A 17,598-nucleotide genomic window follows, 5' to 3' on the forward strand; every position below is an offset into this window, starting at 1 on the left:
TTAAAATATCAAAGACGTTGCGATGTGCTGCCGATTCAGGGATTAAAAGTTGTGGATGTCTTCCGAACATTATTAAATCTATTAAATTATTATTACTATTAAACTTTCGCTTTATTGGCCAAATTTATTATATATCTCTAAACTCATTTGCTCAAATTCCCGCTTTTGTCTCTCTAATCCTTGCGGGTTATTTAAATCTATCAAATCAAATGTTAATATTTTTCCTTCTTTCTCCATTAACGGCTGATAAGTACCTTCTTCAGTTAAAAAGGTAAAATATGCACTTTTCCCGTCAGGCGTTAATTTCCATTGACCTTGTTGTAATGCCTTTACTATGAGACTCTGCCCATCTTGCCAATTTGCGCCAAAATTAATATGATAATCGTAATTAATATTGCCGTTAATAATATTACTGTGCCGCTCCGCAAGATTAGCCTCAATATAATCTTCATCCAAATTATGGATCATATTATTTGTTATTAACTGTTGCGGTATTTGTAGCTTATCCTTGGTAACCGACATATATCGCTGCTTAATAACGATCTCGGTAGCTTTTTCTATTGCCTCTTTAGGCTTTAATTGCCCGTTTCTAACGTAATGCAGAGCTAAATATTTGATTTCTTGTTTTCTTTCGCTTATTTCATTAGTATTTTGCTCACCTTGCCGGAATATATTACTTTGCCATTCTTGCAGGGTTTTATTTTCAGCAATAAATTTATTATATTCTCTTTCTTCGCCGGCATTAAATAACTGCCCTTTATAAGGAATCATCTTTAAAAATATATCGGCAATATTGCGGTTATATAATCTATTATCGGCGTAAAGGCTTATAAATAATTCGCTATCCTTGCCGCTAAAAATCTCCTCCATAATAGTTAATCCGTAATTATTGCCGTTCTCGTCTTTCAATCCGATAATACTATCGATAGTATTTTTTACCTGATTAATATTGTTGCCGCCGCCTTCAATTCTTCTTAAAAACTCCGCTTGCTCATCATTGGTTAAACATCTTTGCGCATATTCCGGTATGCCTTTTTGTTGCTGATATTGCTTGCGTACTACACAACGCTCCGCTAATGATGAGCTTTGCGGCATTTCTTCACTAAATAACTCTTCTATATATTTTGCGGGATCGCTTAAGGCAGTCTTAAGCCCGTCATGATGATTTTGTACTAATATATGATGCATTCGTTCCCTATCTAGATAATCAATTTCACCGCCTTTGGGCGCAATCTCGGCTAATATCTTATTCCCTTCGCTTAAAGGTGCTTTTTTTAGTTGCTCGGCTACCTCTGATGCTTGTTTATATAAAGCTTCATCCCGTTTAATCTTTAACAAATTCGGATCATTCGGCGCAAAGCTACTATTAAGTAAATTCTCAAAACCGGTAACGCCTGAACCTGTTTTAAGGATGCTAGCATAATGAGAGGGCAAAACTGATTTAACTTGCTGCTGTTTTATTGCTTGTTTTTGTTTCAATAAATTACTGACGTTATTGTCTAGTTTTATTTTTTGGTCTAAATTTAAATGCTGTAACCATAAAGGTTGTGCTTCAGGCGGTAATCTGCTTTGATTAATTAAAGCTTCCGGCGATCGTTTCAGCATACTACTTGCTGCCGCTGCCGCTAATGCCGATTGTGCTTGATCTATTAGCTGCTCTTTTTCCGGCAAGGGTAGCGATAATAAATTTATTGCCGTAAAAGAATCTTGTAAAAAACTCCCGTAAAATTCAGGATTGTTATAAATAGCGTTTTTTGATTTCTCTATTGATTCAATAGCCATATGGTGACGCTTGCCGTCAATTAATTTTATTTCCGTATGATTGATTTGATTAGTTAGGTGTATGCGGTAATCGCCGATCTTGCTTTGTAGAGATCTCCGAGTAAAAGGATTTTTAACATTTGCCAGATACCCCACCGCTCTTTGATCGTATTTATCTAACGCATAATTAATAAATTGCTTACCGCTTTCCAGATGATCGGGGTGTAACTCGTCAAATTTAGTTACTACCGCAAAACCGCCTGTTTTACCGCTCGGCGATATTTCAATATTACTTTGTGAATTGTGTAAATGCCCGCTAGTCTCGGTAATAAAATCAGCCCATAAATGCGGCACTTCAGCGCTCGCGTCCTTTTCAAGCTTACGAACTAAATAGCCCTTAGCTTCTTCGTTAATTTGACCGGTAACATTGGCGATTGCTTGCCATTTCATTTGTCTATTCTCCAACCTTTGCAATACTAGCTAAATCTCTAATGCCGCCGACAATACTACCTAGTTGTTGCCAAGGCGCAGCTGATTTAATACCGCTTATATTGCGGTTTATTGCCTCATTATTAAGCCCTAACATTGCCGAATTTATGTTTGATCTCGGTCTATTACTATAATATTCGGCTTCGACGCTTCTAGCTTTCATCTCGTCCATATAAGCCTGATGACGCAATAATAAACCTGCCGAATCCGTAGCAGTAATACCGATACCGCTTTTAAGGATATTAAACCCTAATTGCTGCCGATTCGATAATTGGTTTTGCCGTAGCATATCGACGTGATAGTTGCATATTTCGCTATATTCCGCTTCTCTTTCCTTTAACTGTCGTGCGTCAAATCTATAATGTTCTTGGTTAGCCCTTAAAGCGTGTTGCTGCTCATATAAAGCTTGCCGATTCCTCTCCTTATTAGCTCGTAATTGCGCATAGCTGTTAACTAACGAACTACCTACCGCAAATACTCCCGCCCCGCCGGAACTGCCGAAAAAATCTAAAAAGTTAAACATTTTCCTACTTGCATAATAAATTATTATATTATAGATTAAAATTGAGCTAAAAACTCAAACCTAAAGTACAAGCGTTATAGTTCTTTTTTCCTATGGGAGCTATAACGTTTATTGTTGTTACTCTACTTTCTTGTCTTATTTATTATTTTGCTATATTATTTATATTGGACTGGGGAACTCGGTTGGCATCTAACCACTGTGGATTGCGGTGGTTTTTTGCTTTTTAATAAATTTCTTTATTTTCCCCTCACTTTATAATCCCTTATAACTAGCTAGTATTTTCGCCTTGGCATATATCTTTAAAATACTTGCCGGATAAGGCTTATTGACAACAAAAGTAAAATCTACGTCGGTGTTAATTTGACTATTTAAAACAAAATTTACCCAGCCTGATTTGTACGGCGTGACAAGGCTACTCGTTACTTCCTTAATAGCTAAATATTTCTTATTGCTCGCAAACCTGACTAAATTGTCGGTATCTAAATAGCTACTATTAATATGCTGCTTATTAATTTCGCCGTTGTCTAGCTTTTCCTCGATATAACCGCCTTTACTGTTAAAAACTTTCAAACCGATCTCAACGCTGCTTTTAGGCGCATGCTCAACCTCATCCGGAAAGATAAACGGAAATGTCTGTAACACCGAACTATAATTAAAGCCTACCGATAAAAATCTTACCGGTTGTTTTAGCTTTATCAGCTCGTTATCGATAATTTTAATATCTTGTAACTCTTCATCGCCGACAATCGCCGCCATATTATTTTGATAAATCAGCAGTAACCGGGGCGCGCTAATTTGATCAAAGGACGGCAGACAATGCCGAGCTATTACGCCAAGCTCATACTGCCCGATATTTGGCAACATCTTTTTAAATAACGGCATATATTTTTTCGATAGCAATAAATACTTTTCTAGCTTAATGCTTTTTTCGTCTTCTAATATGCTTTTCAGCAATATCGGGTGAGTATTCGGCATAATTAACGTACAATACTCAATTATCGTACTATGAAAGCTTTTTAAATTCTGCCGCATAGCTTGCATTAAATTATATACTTTAACGCTTATTGCTTGTTCCTCGTCGGTCTCGCTTTCTACTCCCCTTGATCTATCGCTTGCGTCACTCTCATAATTAAGGGATGTATCGTTTTCAATAACTTCTTCAATATGTTCGTTTAACTTATCGGTCAGTAAAAAATTCTTACTTCTTTCCTCTAAATTTTTCTCTAGAAGAATACTACGTAATAACTCGCAAATCTCTTCTTGTCTTTTACCGGTAACAATCTCCTCGGCTCTTCTTGTTTTATGTTTTTCTTCTAATTTTCTAACTAGCTGTTTTACTATTAAAGTAATTTTTTCTTTCAGCTGTTCCTTATTAGTATTTTGGTTAATCGTTATTGCTTGTTGTTTTATTAATTCTTTTAGCTCATTACTAAATAAATATTTTGTTAAAGTCGGATGAGTAACATCTAGCATTGCGCCGTAAAAGCCTATAGCCTGATGATTAAAGAATTTCTTTAAATTAACTAACAGTTCTTTTTTATTATCATTATTTTTATTAGCATAATATAACAGTAATTTATTATTAAGCTCGGCAACGCTCTTATGCATTTCCTTTAGCTCCTTAGCTTCTTCAAATTTTATATCGATAACGCTTTTGGCGGCTTTTATGATTTCTTTACTTGTCGTTATAATGGATTTAATTAAATTTATATCTAGCTGCTTAATCTTCTCACAAATAGTTACATTAAACGAAAATGCATTATTCGGTATATATTCAATTAATCCGCTATCATTAAAGATTTGCGGAATATTTAAGTTTTGTGCCGTTATATTATTTATTGTTTGTATTATATCGTTGCTAAGCCTTTCCCCGTCATTAACTAGCTGCTCCGCTATTGCCAGACTTTCAGGCTCACCGCCAAAAATATTCTCAAATGTTACGTAAAAACTGCTAAATATCCGATAAAAAGCAAATGAAGCTCCCATAAGCTCCATAATTGCCGGCATTTGCTCCTTATAGTATTTCGTTAGAAAAGTTTTTATTGCTTCACTCTCAACGCCGTAATCTCTAACTAATTTATTGCCGTATTTAAAATTATTATCGATATCAATATTGTCGATGTTGAGTTTTAAAATATTCGCCGCTTGTGATTGTATTATATTCTCAAGCTTAGTAGTGTCGCCGCGAAACTCGACGCTGCTATCATCTTTTATAGCTTGCATAATATTATGATTTAATGCCTCTTCATCGGGGCGGGTAATATTAACGTAACAATCTAGATAAACCGGCTTATGCATCTCATTATTTTTGGCAGTAAAATATTTAGGATGTAACACTTCAAGATATTCTTTGCTGCCTTTACCTATATCATCCGAACGCCGAACGTGAAAATATAACTTATCTTCATTATCGCCGTAAATGGGAGTAATACTTAGCACTGTAGCGTTATTACCGCCGAGCATTTGCGGCGTCCAGCCCATGATTTTTAAATCTTGCGAATAGGTAAAGCTAGCAAAAGAGCCGTCCTTAAGTACCGCGAAAATCATCGAGAACGGGCTATTAATGCCCACTATTTGCCTGATGCCGCTAGTAAATATATGTTCCGCATAAGCCGTTATATCGTATAACTGAAAGCCGCCCTTTTCTTGCGAGTAATAGAGGCTATTAATCTTGCAGCCGCTACCTTCAACGAAAAATATCGTTTTACCGATGATAACCGGCTTTATCGGCGATACGGGTATATCTAGCTCTTTCTGGATTTTGATAAACTCGCCTTTACTCCGATCGCCTTCTTTAATTAAATAAATGCCGTCGCTAGTACCGAGTAATAACTCACTAGAGAAAGGAATAGACCATAAGACGTTATCAAAGGTAGCCGATGAGAAAGTCGCGGAAAATGAAGTTAACGGATTACGTGCCTCTAACAAAGTTTTATATGCCATACGAAAATCGTTAAAATCGCCTTTATAGCTTGCCCAAATTGCATGAATATTTTTATTAGCCCCGAAACACCATAAGCGATTTTCAAAGGTAACGACTGAAGAGCAATATAATTGTTGTTGTTGCTGTTCATAGACGTTGCTACTTGCTTGGCTTGGGCTGTGTAGTCTTTTAAGCTCATCGTTTATTTTATCGATTTCGGCGTTATAAATAACTTCGTTAAAAGGTTTTTGTATTGTCTTATTATTTTGTATTTGCTTATAATAATTTACATGTGCCTTTAGCGGCTCAATAATAAATAGCTTATCCTTTTCTAGGAAATTTGCCGCCGTTTCAGGAGCTGCTGCTATAGCACCGCTAGCAGGGGTTAATTGTTGTTGTGCTGCTAAATAAGCGTAAAACTTTTCGACAATTTCCGGATCGACTGAAAACTTAAATATCGGTCTGTTAATGCCGCTTTCACCGCTACCGAAATTTATATAAGCTATTCCTTGAAAGCAACAATAAGAAAAATCTTTAATCCTAAAACGAAAATCCTGACCTTGATCCTTTAATATTTTAGTCGTTAAAAACAAGCTGCCGTTAACGAAAAACGAACAACTAGTTTTAAGCGGATGAGCCTCGAAAACTAATAAATATGATAACTTCCTTGAGAACATTATACTTATTATTTTCCGCGGCACATTCTCCTTAAACAAATGCACAAAAGGCGTGCCGTGTCTGCGCATAATACCGCCGGAAGGCAAAATTACGTAATTTAATAATTTCTTTGCGCCGTTTTGATATAGTCCAAGCTCGGTGCGTCCTTCAATGGTCGGCGTTAGTTCCCCGCCTGAAAAATTGTTTTTTTGTGAATAGATAAATTGCTCGCCCATAAGACTTTTTTAAAATTACACTTCACCGGAGTTAACTAGATTGTAACCGATAGAGTGGATACGCCTTGCTTCCTCCAGCCTGATTAAATATTGCCTTTTTAAGCCGTCGGCAAATAAACTATCCGAATACATCGCAAAAGCTACCTGCGCGGCTAAACCGAGACTAGCAAGCAGTTTAAAACTCTGCGGTACGTTTTGCCAAGCTATGCCGTCACCGGTAAGTAGTAACTCAATCACTTTGCCGGAATAGTAAAAAATTGAAGTAAGGCGATTACCTTTAAAATATATTCTACCCGATTCAATATAAAATTCCAAATTAGACGGCACTATCACCGCTACTTTGACACAGTCGGTAATATCCGGGAGTAACTTAAACCCTGTTGCTTCTCCTTCGATATTATCAACTCGCTTTAAAGCAAATCCCCATTTAACCGATAATATGCTTTCCTCAATAGAAGCTTCTACAAATTCCTCGCAAAGATTTTCCGCCTTACTGGCAGCATTGCCGTTTTGGATACTACTCTGAATGTTGCTACTTGACCCCAAAACTACTATAGCCTTGCGGATTATTTCCTGTTTCATCGCTTTATTGTCCTATGGATTACTTCAATAATAGCGCTTCTAAAGCCTCAACTGCAATATTTGCCGTATTATCAACATTACGACATTGCGCTCCTATCATCTGCTGTGGTACGATACTTGCATGTACTGCGCCGTTAAAATGTGCATTGTCTGCTGCCGCCTTCCAATGATCGCCCACATGTCCCGCGCTATCTGCAGGCTCTAAACATTTAATGCAAACAATTTGCCCCTCTTCGGTTCTAGTTGCGCCGAAACTCTCGGAATAGTATAAGCTAGGTGCATAATGATATTGCACTAACCTATCTATTTGCCGCTCCACCGATCCCGTAACGGTGCCGAACCTTATAGAGCTTTCCGTAAAGGCGTAACAATCTCTTATGGAGTTTGTCGTGCCGCTAATACCCCCTAGCATCTCGGTAATGATAAAGTTGAATCCGGCAAAGCTATTTACCTCACCGCTAACCAGTGCTTTAACGCTGTTATAGTCATAGCTTGTTACTTGACTGTCTCGTAGCAAATTGCCTATTTGATGAGAGGAGCAAACTAAATAATATTTTTCATCAGCCCCGAAACTATGTTTTTTAAGTAATTGATGAGCTTTAAGTAGCTTCTCGACTGTTAACCCGCCGGCTTGCATTGCTTCCTTGGCGTTTGCTCCCTGCTGTCCGTTATGAACTCCTGCCAAACTATTTGCATGCAGTGCAAGGGTAGTATCAACAAGCTTAGCACCGACCGGAATAACGTTATTTACTACGTCAAAGTAAATAATATTTTGCCCGGTTCTGCCGCCGTTAACAGCTCCGGCAAAGCTATTTATAATTATCCGATCTTGTTTTCTGCCGATCGCCCAGCCGGCAAGTTTCGGGAATTTACTAGTCGGATCCCTTAGCAAATTAAGCTTATCGTTTCTATCCATGGCCGCCTCCCAGTAATAGCTTTGTGCTACCGCTTGGCGTCTCGTGATCTTCGGCGTTCTAAATGCTTCTAGTCTTTCTAGTTGATCGGCATTGTCCGGTTGGTGATAGCCTGCCGCCGTTCTATGTCTCGGCAAAGCTTCGTGGGTGTGCATCGTTTCAAATTGGATGACTTCCGTATCCTGTGACTCGTTCGTAACGAACTTACGGAGTTTTGAACCTTCTTGCTGGATGACTAGTTGAATGTTGCGGGCGAATTCTTCTTTTAGCCCTTCGGTAATTTGTTCCATATTTGTAACCTTTTAAAAATTTGTTAACCTTAAATAAATATCTTCTTTAATATTATTCGTGGCTTCTTTTTAAAAGGTTACCGCTGTGTTTGCGACCTAATCGAAGTTATCACTCGTGAATATTATCACTTCTTATTAAAAGCGATATCGTATAATTGCCGCCTTTGGGTCACTGCTTCACTGTGTCCCGTATGGCTTTTATCCTTTAATTTTATCATAAAACCCTCATCGGATTCAAGTCTTTTTATCTCTTTTAATGCCGATTCTGCTCCTGTAATTACGGCTTTTTCGCTACCTGTGACAAGTGAGTCGGATTTTAATGTTTCACCGACTTTAACAAGTAAATCAACCAGCGGCGGACTGTAATGTGATTCCTCTATTAATCCGGCTAACTCTTTCGTGCCGAATTTACTAAGTGCCGCTTGCATTACCTGCATTTTACTATCAAAGCCGTCGTTATAATGTTTCTTTAACCACTCAACATTTGAATTGCGCAAGCCCTCTAGCTCTTCCTGCTGTTTCTTCTGCAAATCCATAGAATAATTATATAACCCTGCAAGCAATTTCTCGCCTTGCCGCTTACTTAAGCCGCTTTGATAAAATAGCTCTTCATATTGTTTTACATATGGCTCATCTTCTGCCGTTCGATTATCCGTATATTTTTTATCTTCCGGCAAGCCTAAACGAGCATAAAATTTATGCCAATCTTCATCAGAGCCTTCAGCTTTCGGAATAGCAACACGGCTATTTAAGCTTTTCTCGGCTTCTAAATAGCTACTTGCTAGTGCCGGTATATCCTTGAATTTACTTAAAGATTCAGAACTGCGTAAATTGTCAGGCAAAGAAGAAAGCCAAGAGGTCGCAGCTTCCCCTATATTATCGTCTTGTAATGTATTTTGTTCTTCTAGCATATTTTTTATTCCTCATTAAAAGAAGGTTATTTTTTCAACCTATCTATAAAATAATTCTTGTGGGTTGAATTGTTTAATGATACAATATTGTTAAGATCGTTAACTGCGTAGCGGGTAACGATCACTTAACAACTATTCCGCTTTTTCGTTTCTCAACTGCTCTATTTCTTCTTTCGTAAGTTTTATATACTTAATTATTTTTTCTATCGGCTCATTATCAGCTAGCATTTCTTTTGCTATTTCTATATTTCGCTTTGCTATTCCTTTCTCAATACCTTCTTCCTTACCCTTTTCAAAATGTTCAGCTAAAGCTATATCCTCGGCGTCTTCTAGTAATTTTGCTCTTATATATGCGTCGTACTCTTCAGGAGTAAGGTTATGTAATTCTATAGCGTGATAAGCCTCTAACACCTTCTTGCTTTTAATATTTGCCGGGGGTTTATGTTCTTTTTCTGCACATTTAAATAAATGTAACCACTCATCGGCAATATTAGTTAATTGATCTTTCTTAAACTTTTTAAGCTCAATAAATACATATGAAAAATCAAATAAATATTGTTTATTCGTTTTAGTTTCTGTCATTTTATGAAAACTTATATAAGGTACTTCATTGTCAAATACTTTAGTCTTCATTAAGGAAATAACTACCACCGGCAATAAATCTTTATGTGTTATTCCTGCCGTAAGTTGTTGAGTATATGAATGAGCGGAATAATATTGTACTCTTTTTAAATAATCGCTTTCGTTTCTTTTTTGCATCTCAATAATATACCAATTACCCGACTCATCTTTTACTTTTAAATCAAATACGCTCCTCTTTCCTCTGTCAATATTAGGTAATTGCTCTACCGGTATAAATTCTATTTCTTTAATTCTATAACCTTCCGGCAAATCAAGTATATTATTGATAAATTCCTTTAGTCTTCCCAAATCATGAAAAATTTTTTTAAATAAGCTATCATTTGTAGGGTCTAAATATCTTTGTGTTTGCGTATTCATAAATTACCTTCCATATTATTTATATCATTTTCCAGCTGCGAACAGATATATAAGAACAAAGCCCTCTGTCCTTCTAAATAAGCCGTGTGCCTATCATTATCGACTATAAAGTTGCTGCGATACATGCCGCTCATATTTGCCAAATCCTCTAAGATCATTATACCATCCTTTGAGGTAAATATTCTACTATAAATTTCAGTTAAATCTTTGGCTTTTTTTATAGTAAGGTTAATATCTGAATTATCTAGCTCCGTACTAGCTGCTTCAATTAAAATTTTCATTGCCGGCTTGTCCCATTTGTTGTTGTTGCATTTGCGCTGCTTTTCTCTGCTGCCTTAGCTGCATTACTTCCCGGTCGCTCTTTAATACCGATTGCGGCGCGCCTCGTAGCTCAAAAAATAATTTAAAACATAAATCCCAGTTGATATTGTCGTAAACTTCGGGGCATAAATTAATAATGCCGCTCCGTTGGAAAAATCCTATAACCTGCTCCATACTACTAATTGCCGATGACTTTTGCGCTCTCGTTAGCGGTGAAGTATAAGCAATATCTATTTGCGTATTCTCTACGCCTTCCAATAACGGCAATTTATTATATTTAAGCAATATCCCGTAAATAGTTCTAATTAGCGGATTTAAAAACTCCGTTTCAATTCTGCCGACCATCGGCGACATTAGCCGCATTTGTTCCTCATTCCTTATTTGCACTTCTAAAGCGGTCATTTCTTTATTTTCTTTCTGCATGCGAAAGATATCAATATAGAAGGCTTTAAATACGGCATCCCGACATTGGTTTTGTTCTATCTCGGTCGGTAAGATATTCTCCATACCGGTAAGCGGTACTATTTTATCCGCCATGCCGTTACGATAGAAATTAACAGATCCCGGTGTAGTATAGAGAGGCAAATAATAGCCATCCTTAGGCACTAATAAAGGCGGGTCTAGTTGCTTCTGCGCTACTTTCAGCGTAATTTGTCTCAAGGAGTTTAACAGCTTAACATCCGGCAACACGTGATGAGCAGGAGCATAGCCGTATACTTCCCCTTCTTCCTTGATCCATCTTGTGACGAAAAACGGAAAGTAGGAATAACCGGACTCGGCTATTACTTGTTGTTCGGCTAAATAAATATATTCCGAGCTATAAGCTAAACTTTTCTTATTACCGCTGTCATCTGCGGGGGCGACGATATGCAATATCTCTATTTGTTCGTCAGGGCTTTTAAGCAGCTTATCCTTAAACGGTGCAAAATCTGCCCACTTGCTAGCAGCTGTTTTAACGTTCATATTAAACAAACGATACATCGAATTAACAAAACCGTATTTATCTTCCTCAAAATAACATTCTCTTAAACTGATATTGCGAAAGAATAAACCCGATTGCAAGCTCGGCTCTTCTTCAACGTAAAATATACTTGTCCCGAATGCCGCTAGATTTAAAAAAAACTCGTGTATTTGATTATAAAAATTTGATCCGGGATTATTAAAAACATTTAATATATTATTCTCTACTATCTCCAGCCATAATTTAACTTCCGGTAGCTCGTTTAATTGTTGTTCGTCTTCGCCGCCCCCGCTTTGTTCTAACAAATTAATACTAAACCATTTAATAGCCCGATTAACCATTAAGCTTTGTAGCCCTGAAGCTAATTGCTCCCTTGACCAGATGGCAGTAGAGTCAAATATTTCTTTATTGCTTGTGGTTTGCGGGCAGACATATTTTTTTAGCTCGTCCCAGACAGTCCCCCATTTTTCCCGTTTGGTCTTTATTGTCTCAAAATATTCTATTTTACTACTTAATTCATCACGCATAAATTATATTACTCCTCTTATTATTTGCCGCTGCTATATTTCCCTTTAAATACGGCACTCCTAATTTGTGCGAGACTTTTTTAAGTTTCTTGAGAAAATCCGCACTATATAACACTTCCGAGCTGTATTTTTTGCCGTCCGCCGAAGTCATTTGCGGTAGCCCTAAATTTAAAGTTTCAAGATCTCCGAGTGAGGTAATTTTACCTAAAGACTCCCCAAGCTGCGGCAAGTCCTGTATCTTCGGTATAGTCGGCATATTAAAATGCGATAGTGATTGTTTTAAGCCGCCAAGCTCCGGAATAGCGGTTTTGTTGCCGAATAAGCCGTATTGCCCTAGGGAAGCGGAATTATTATAGCCTCCTGCTCCTCCGCCGTCCAATATTGTTCTCTCAAGCCCCCCAAGGCTTTTGCCTTTATTCATCATATTTATATAATGACCGATACCAAGCAAAGGCGCGGCATATTGCAACCCCGTTCCGAGTGACCCAAGCATAGAAGCACCGAAAGACCCGGATGTAGCAGCTCCGGCACCGGTTGCAGCTGCTCCGGTCGCACTACCCGCGGCAGCGGCAGGAGCGAGCTACAGCATAATCCATTAAGATATGGACAGATTATAACAAACAGCATCAAAAAAATGTTCGAAGTCTTTTGCAGTTTTTCTAATTTGATTTTTTAATTTAAACCAATAATGCTCAATTGGATTTAAATCAGGAGAGTAAGTAGGTAAAAATAAAATACTACAACCTACAGATTCTATTAGCTCTTTGACCTTGGAATTCTTATGGAAATTAATATTATCCATAACAACCACTTGACCTTGTTTTAATTCTTTGATCAAAAAATCTTCAACATAACTCTTAAAAATTAGTGTATCACAAGTCCCTTCAAAAACTATTGGAGCTATTATTTTACCATTGCAAAGCCCTGCTATCATACTTACTCTTGTTTTATGTTGGTAAATTTTCTTATCGTAATATCTTTTACCTTTTAGGCTATAACCGTACTCCAAGCATGCATTATCTTCTATTCCGGATTCATCCATAAACACTAAATCTTCTTTTGAAATAGTTTTGATTCTAGCTATAAAATCATTCCTTGCTCCATCGTCCCTTTTGGGGTGCGTAAAAGTTTTTTTTATAACTATATCCTAGTGCTTTTATACCTCGCCAAATTGTCGTTGCTGACCATTTATTTGATATTTTTGCTAATTCTTTTAGGCTTTTATCGGCATTATTATCTATAAATTCCTTAAACTCCGGCATATTTGTTAGCTTTTTATTATGACCTTTTTGATAGCCTACTCTCGGCTGAATATCTCCTTCTTTCTTTTGAATAGCTTGCCATTTGTATAATGTTTGCCTAGATATATTTAATAACTCCTTAACTTTACTTACTGACTTAACTTTATCTATTAACTCTAATGCTTTTGTTCTTAGTTCGTATGGATATGCTCGGACCATCTCTTTCCTTTTTCGCACATAGATTTACTTATTTTATGCTACTTGTCAATACCTTAATGGATTATGCTATATATGCCAAGCCCGCCGCCTTTAAGTACAGAAGCAGTAAATGCTCCTTCATCGTTTGGGGCGAGTAATTCTTGCCCTCGTAGTAACCTTCCGGCATTAATCGATAAATAGCCAAGTCCGGTAGTACCCATTAATAATTGCGAGAGTATTTTTAAAGTAGTAGGGTTTTCTAAAGATTTACCTAAATCTTGCCAAGTACCCTTATCAAATAAGCCGTAGCCTCGTTGCTCATGAATCGGGATTTGATCGATAGTTGCAGCTTTAAGTGATCTTGCCGCATAAGTATAAGCAAAGGTTTTAAACTGCATCAGACATTTAACGACCGCCGCTATCGGTGTACCTTGCTGTATGCCGAGATTGCCGAGTTGCACGGCGTTCCTTTCCGCAGTATGAGGGGTAGGAATTGCCGTATCTACTCGATCAATTAAGTATCTACGAAGGTTATTGGTTATATTCTGCTTAAATCTTGTCCTATTAAGTTCGTTTATTCCCTTGCCCTCAAGTATTAAATGGGCGTTAATGAGCTTATCGGGTAATGAATTTAATAAATTAACATCGGGGATTAAATATTTTTTACCTTCGACAGTTTGGATAAGCTCTTTATATAAATGCCAATTATTTTCGTTAATATTATATCGCTCTAATAAAGTTTGTAGTCCTGTATATAAAGCTCTAAATGGTTTTTCTACTGACAACTCCATAGCCAAATTATGAGATAGTACGTTAGCAACAGCCCCCTTCCAAGCATTGTCCCACCATTCCATACAATTTAACTTAAAAAAAGCGTTCATTAATTTTGTTATACTGCCCGCTACTTCTCCCTCGCCGCTTAGTCTTGAATAAATACCGCCAAATAGTGAGTCGACCCCTACACCGAGTAGCATACCAAATTCCTTCTTTTGTTTAGGGTTAAAACTAGAGCTAAACACTTGAATAATATTACGATAGGACTCAAGGAAGGGGATGCCGTTATTTTGTAATTCAGCAACAAAAGTAGCAGCATCGGCAAAAGAGCTGATTACCGTACTGCCGAGACTACTGATACATTTCCAAGCACGGTAAGCTCCGAGTATCCTATCTACTCGCGGCACTTCAGAACGCACCCCTAACATTAAAGCTAATTGATTATCAAATTTGCTATTACCCTTTAACCCTTCTAAATCCTTAAATATAGCGGTATTTTTAGTGGAAGCTGCTTGTAACTTGCCGGCATTTTTAGTGGCTGCTGCTTGTAATTCGCCGGTAGCAGTTTCTCTTAAAGTATTTAACATTTCTTGTGGATTTGATCCCATAGTTTCTAAAATGCCGATGCTTTTACTAAGTTTGCTTAAGTTACTAACAATAGATTCAGCTATAAATGATTTTGTAGGTATTAGGGGATTTAAAACTTTGTCAACAACATTAGGAGGAGAGTAATTACCGAACTCATATAAATATTTTAGTTCTGCTTCGGCAGTTTTAAAATGTAGCTTTCGACATGCCGATACCTTGTTGGCTACATTACCGATGCCGCCGCTTTTATTCGCTGTTTTATTGCGTTTAAACGATAATTCCGCTTTCCACTGCTCATTTTTAAAATGTAGCTTTCTGTCTTCCGGAGTCATATCGGCTATATTATCCTTGGTACTGCTACTGCCTTTATTCTTGTCTTTAACTCGTTTAAAAGTGAAGCTTAAATATTCGTCTACATCGTTTAAATGCGTTTCGGTTGCTAGATTATTATATATTTTCCTAAAATCAACTTTACCGGTCTTTTTATGATCAAGTAACGGCTCTATAAACTTTAACCACTTCTCAAAGCCTGCTTCCAGTAGCTTTTTTGCATCATGAGTTCGCCTGGTAATATAGCCTTCTATCGGGATAATATAAGCTCCCGCCAAATTGGCACGATTAATTGCTTTCATTTGCCATTTATAAATAATAGATGCAATATCTTTAGCTCTATAGCTACGAGTATCTTTTTTGTTCGGATGGGTTATATTCCACAACTCCTGCACTATATCAGCCTCATATTTTTTGTTGCTGAAATCGGCAGTTAAGCCGGCTTGTTCTAAATCTCGCAGCAATCCGTATAAAAACTCCCGCTCTACTGCTACTTGCCTTAAACACACTTGTCGCAAATACTCTAGAGTGCCTCTGGTCTTGTTGACAAACCTACGAATAAAACTCTCTCCTTCAGCTTGCTTAATTAATTTTAAAGCATTGTCTCTTTTTCTTAAAAAACTTTTTTCTTTAAAGTCACTTACAAACATGTCGATCTCTTTATTTCGCTCCAATAGTGCTAATTTTCTGTTCCCGGTATAATCCTTATGAAGAGTTTTTAATTTCCCGACTAACTCCTTATCAACTATCGAAAGAGTATTTAAAAGAGCTGCTAGTGATTTTTCATTTCCTCGTTTTTTTATTCTGTTAATTACTTCACCGACGAGCTTTTCAATTTGTTCCTCGGTAATTAGCTCTTCCTTATAGCTAGCTTTATGCTCTTCAGGTAAATTTGCTACTTCATCTTTAAGCGAAGCTACTTGCTCTGCTAAGCTAGCTATTTCAGTATTTGTAGCATTGTCTATAGTTGTTTCTTCTTCTGCTCCTCTTTTTTTTCTTGTTTTTCTTGCTGTTCTTTCTCCTTCTACTGATCCATCTCCTTCATAAATAGACACTGCCTCGTGTGGATTATCTAGATTTATATGTTTTCCCTCGTTTATTTGGTTACGTGCTATATATAAATTTTCAGGCGATAAATCATAAGCTCGCAGCTCATACTGCTCTTTTCTTAGATTAACTTTTATCCGGTTGTTTAATTTCTTTTCTTCAGTTAAATATTTCTGAAATTCAGGCCGGTTAATATATTGCTCCTTCAATGTTTTCAACTTTGCCTTTTCCTGTTGTAAACTCTTCTTTAAATGTTTCGGCAACTCCTCTGTCTTATTGCCGGTATAAAACTGTTCATGTAATGATTGCTCTAGGGTAGCTAATTTTTTATATTGATTAAAATACTGCGGAAATAGTTGTTCGACTTTGCCTATTAATTTTAATTTTGCCGCCTGTAATTTTGCAAGAATAGGAACGGGTGAAAGAGTAGTAGAATCATTTAAAGCAGAATTATTGGAATCAAGGTTATAAGATTCAGTATTGTGGGGTTCGGTAGCTAATTGTTGTGGATCGGTTTCTGCAAGTACTGCTAAAGTATTTTCTTTAAATTGACTATCTACTATGGGATGATCGGTTTTAACTTCCGGAGCTAAAGTTTCGCTCGTGACAAAATAACGGTTTTTTAAATATTTAGCCGAATAGCCTAGACCATGTAATGCCCCGCCGAATAAACCACTTTGCAGAATATTAACGACACTATCCTTTAAGCCATATTCTCTTTGCTCGCGATTTCGCTCATAATGGGTAATAGGTTCAAGAAATACTTGTCCTGCCGCTCCGCCTACAAAACCCTTAGTGAGGGTTGTTTTTAACGCTCCATATTTTAAGGCTGCTGCCGCCCATCTAGCTTGCCCGCCGATCGGCACAAAAGACGCCGCTATATTTATCGGCGATAAATTACTTGCCACTATTTCTACGCCAAACTTGCCAATTGCTTCAACGAGTCCGCCTTTGCCTTTGGAAATTATATATTCGTTTATTTCTCGCTGCTTGTCTTTCTCTAAAATACTTTTTATTTCATCTTCAGTAAAATTAGGATCGTATTTTAATCTTGTATCTTTATATTTTGCTTCAAATTCTTCTTGGGTAATTTTTTTCTCATAAGAGTAATCGTCTGAAACTAATATCCTCATACTTCGTAGCTGAAGACCGGTAAAATATTCTATATTTTCCGGATTAAATATACTGCTTAAGCTCGGGCTATCATCGTAAGCCTGATGTGCTGCGGCTCTAAGGACGTCCATTTTGCTACTGCCGGCAATATCAATTATGCTTTTATGCTCCGGTAAATCAGGAATATAAACTTGCGGGTACTTACCAAACATG

General features: G+C 37.2%; 12 protein-coding genes. All 12 read right to left on the bottom strand.

Features of this window, described 5'->3' with window-relative positions; all coding sequences use genetic code 11:
• Nucleotides 1-111 precede the first annotated feature (111 nt).
• Complete coding sequence (locus AAHM91_RS04640) at nucleotides 112-2,211, bottom strand: hypothetical protein (protein WP_342270039.1); 2,100 nt, start codon at nucleotides 2,209-2,211, stop codon at nucleotides 112-114.
• Nucleotides 2,212-2,215: 4 nt separating this feature from the next.
• Nucleotides 2,216-2,773 carry a hypothetical protein gene (locus AAHM91_RS04645; RefSeq protein WP_342270040.1) on the bottom strand — a complete coding sequence of 186 codons (558 nt, stop codon included), beginning with the start codon at nucleotides 2,771-2,773 and terminating at the stop codon, nucleotides 2,216-2,218.
• 252 nt (nucleotides 2,774-3,025) lie between these two features.
• Entirely contained in the window at nucleotides 3,026-6,589 is a 3,564-nt protein-coding gene (locus AAHM91_RS04650; protein WP_342270041.1) for a hypothetical protein, read from the bottom strand.
• A 15-nt stretch (nucleotides 6,590-6,604) separates the two neighbouring features.
• The gene (locus tag AAHM91_RS04655) at nucleotides 6,605-7,171 is read right to left on the bottom strand and encodes a hypothetical protein (RefSeq protein ID WP_342270042.1); all 567 of its coding nucleotides are present in this window, start codon (nucleotides 7,169-7,171) and stop codon (nucleotides 6,605-6,607) included.
• Between the two features lie 19 nt (nucleotides 7,172-7,190).
• Complete coding sequence (locus AAHM91_RS04660; protein WP_342270043.1) at nucleotides 7,191-8,375, bottom strand: phage capsid protein; 1,185 nt, start codon at nucleotides 8,373-8,375, stop codon at nucleotides 7,191-7,193.
• 125 nt (nucleotides 8,376-8,500) lie between these two features.
• Nucleotides 8,501-9,286 carry a hypothetical protein gene (locus AAHM91_RS04665; protein ID WP_342270044.1) on the bottom strand — a complete coding sequence of 262 codons (786 nt, stop codon included), beginning with the start codon at nucleotides 9,284-9,286 and terminating at the stop codon, nucleotides 8,501-8,503.
• Nucleotides 9,287-9,418: 132 nt separating this feature from the next.
• Nucleotides 9,419-10,285: an Rpn family recombination-promoting nuclease/putative transposase gene (locus AAHM91_RS04670; protein WP_342270045.1), complete on the bottom strand. Its 867-nt coding sequence runs from the start codon at nucleotides 10,283-10,285 to the stop codon at nucleotides 9,419-9,421.
• Nucleotides 10,282-10,566 carry a Bbp19 family protein gene (locus tag AAHM91_RS04675; RefSeq protein ID WP_253307815.1) on the bottom strand — a complete coding sequence of 95 codons (285 nt, stop codon included), beginning with the start codon at nucleotides 10,564-10,566 and terminating at the stop codon, nucleotides 10,282-10,284. The genes AAHM91_RS04670 and AAHM91_RS04675 overlap by 4 nt, the downstream gene beginning before the upstream one ends.
• Nucleotides 10,550-12,094 (bottom strand): portal protein, encoded by a 1,545-nt coding sequence (locus AAHM91_RS04680; RefSeq protein ID WP_342270046.1) that lies wholly within the window; start codon nucleotides 12,092-12,094, stop codon nucleotides 10,550-10,552. The genes AAHM91_RS04675 and AAHM91_RS04680 overlap by 17 nt, the downstream gene beginning before the upstream one ends.
• Nucleotides 12,087-12,587 (bottom strand): hypothetical protein, encoded by a 501-nt coding sequence (locus tag AAHM91_RS04685; RefSeq protein ID WP_342270047.1) that lies wholly within the window; start codon nucleotides 12,585-12,587, stop codon nucleotides 12,087-12,089. The genes AAHM91_RS04680 and AAHM91_RS04685 overlap by 8 nt, the downstream gene beginning before the upstream one ends.
• Before the next feature lie 102 nt (nucleotides 12,588-12,689).
• Nucleotides 12,690-13,554 (bottom strand): IS630 family transposase gene (locus tag AAHM91_RS04690; protein WP_342269478.1). Its coding sequence is split into 2 segments (ribosomal slippage): nucleotides 12,690-13,229 and nucleotides 13,231-13,554, totalling 864 coding nucleotides; the frame shifts between segments, so codons are not numbered across the junction.
• Nucleotides 13,555-13,607: 53 nt separating this feature from the next.
• Nucleotides 13,608-17,597: a hypothetical protein gene (locus AAHM91_RS04695; protein ID WP_342270048.1), complete on the bottom strand. Its 3,990-nt coding sequence runs from the start codon at nucleotides 17,595-17,597 to the stop codon at nucleotides 13,608-13,610.
• Nucleotide 17,598: the final 1 nt, after the last annotated feature.

It is taken from the genome of Rickettsia endosymbiont of Orchestes rusci (assembly GCF_964030945.1).
GTDB lineage: Bacteria > Pseudomonadota > Alphaproteobacteria > Rickettsiales > Rickettsiaceae > Rickettsia.

Bases quoted from the DNA above. Each gene is read 5' to 3' on its own strand.
- AAHM91_RS04640 (WP_342270039.1), bottom strand. From the start codon at position 2,211: ATGAAATGGCAAGCAATCGCCAATGTTACCGGTCAAATTAACGAAGAA.
- AAHM91_RS04685 (WP_342270047.1), bottom strand. From the start codon at position 12,587: ATGCTTGGGTCACTCGGAACGGGGTTGCAATATGCCGCGCCTTTGCTT.
- AAHM91_RS04680 (WP_342270046.1), bottom strand. From the start codon at position 12,094: ATGCGTGATGAATTAAGTAGTAAAATAGAATATTTTGAGACAATAAAG.
- AAHM91_RS04660 (WP_342270043.1), bottom strand. From the start codon at position 8,375: ATGGAACAAATTACCGAAGGGCTAAAAGAAGAATTCGCCCGCAACATT.
- AAHM91_RS04650 (WP_342270041.1), bottom strand. From the start codon at position 6,589: ATGGGCGAGCAATTTATCTATTCACAAAAAAACAATTTTTCAGGCGGG.
- AAHM91_RS04675 (WP_253307815.1), bottom strand. From the start codon at position 10,566: ATGAAAATTTTAATTGAAGCAGCTAGTACGGAGCTAGATAATTCAGAT.
- AAHM91_RS04655 (WP_342270042.1), bottom strand. From the start codon at position 7,171: ATGAAACAGGAAATAATCCGCAAGGCTATAGTAGTTTTGGGGTCAAGT.
- AAHM91_RS04670 (WP_342270045.1), bottom strand. From the start codon at position 10,285: ATGAATACGCAAACACAAAGATATTTAGACCCTACAAATGATAGCTTA.
- AAHM91_RS04665 (WP_342270044.1), bottom strand. From the start codon at position 9,286: ATGCTAGAAGAACAAAATACATTACAAGACGATAATATAGGGGAAGCT.
- AAHM91_RS04645 (WP_342270040.1), bottom strand. From the start codon at position 2,773: ATGTTTAACTTTTTAGATTTTTTCGGCAGTTCCGGCGGGGCGGGAGTA.
- AAHM91_RS04695 (WP_342270048.1), bottom strand. From the start codon at position 17,597: ATGTTTGGTAAGTACCCGCAAGTTTATATTCCTGATTTACCGGAGCAT.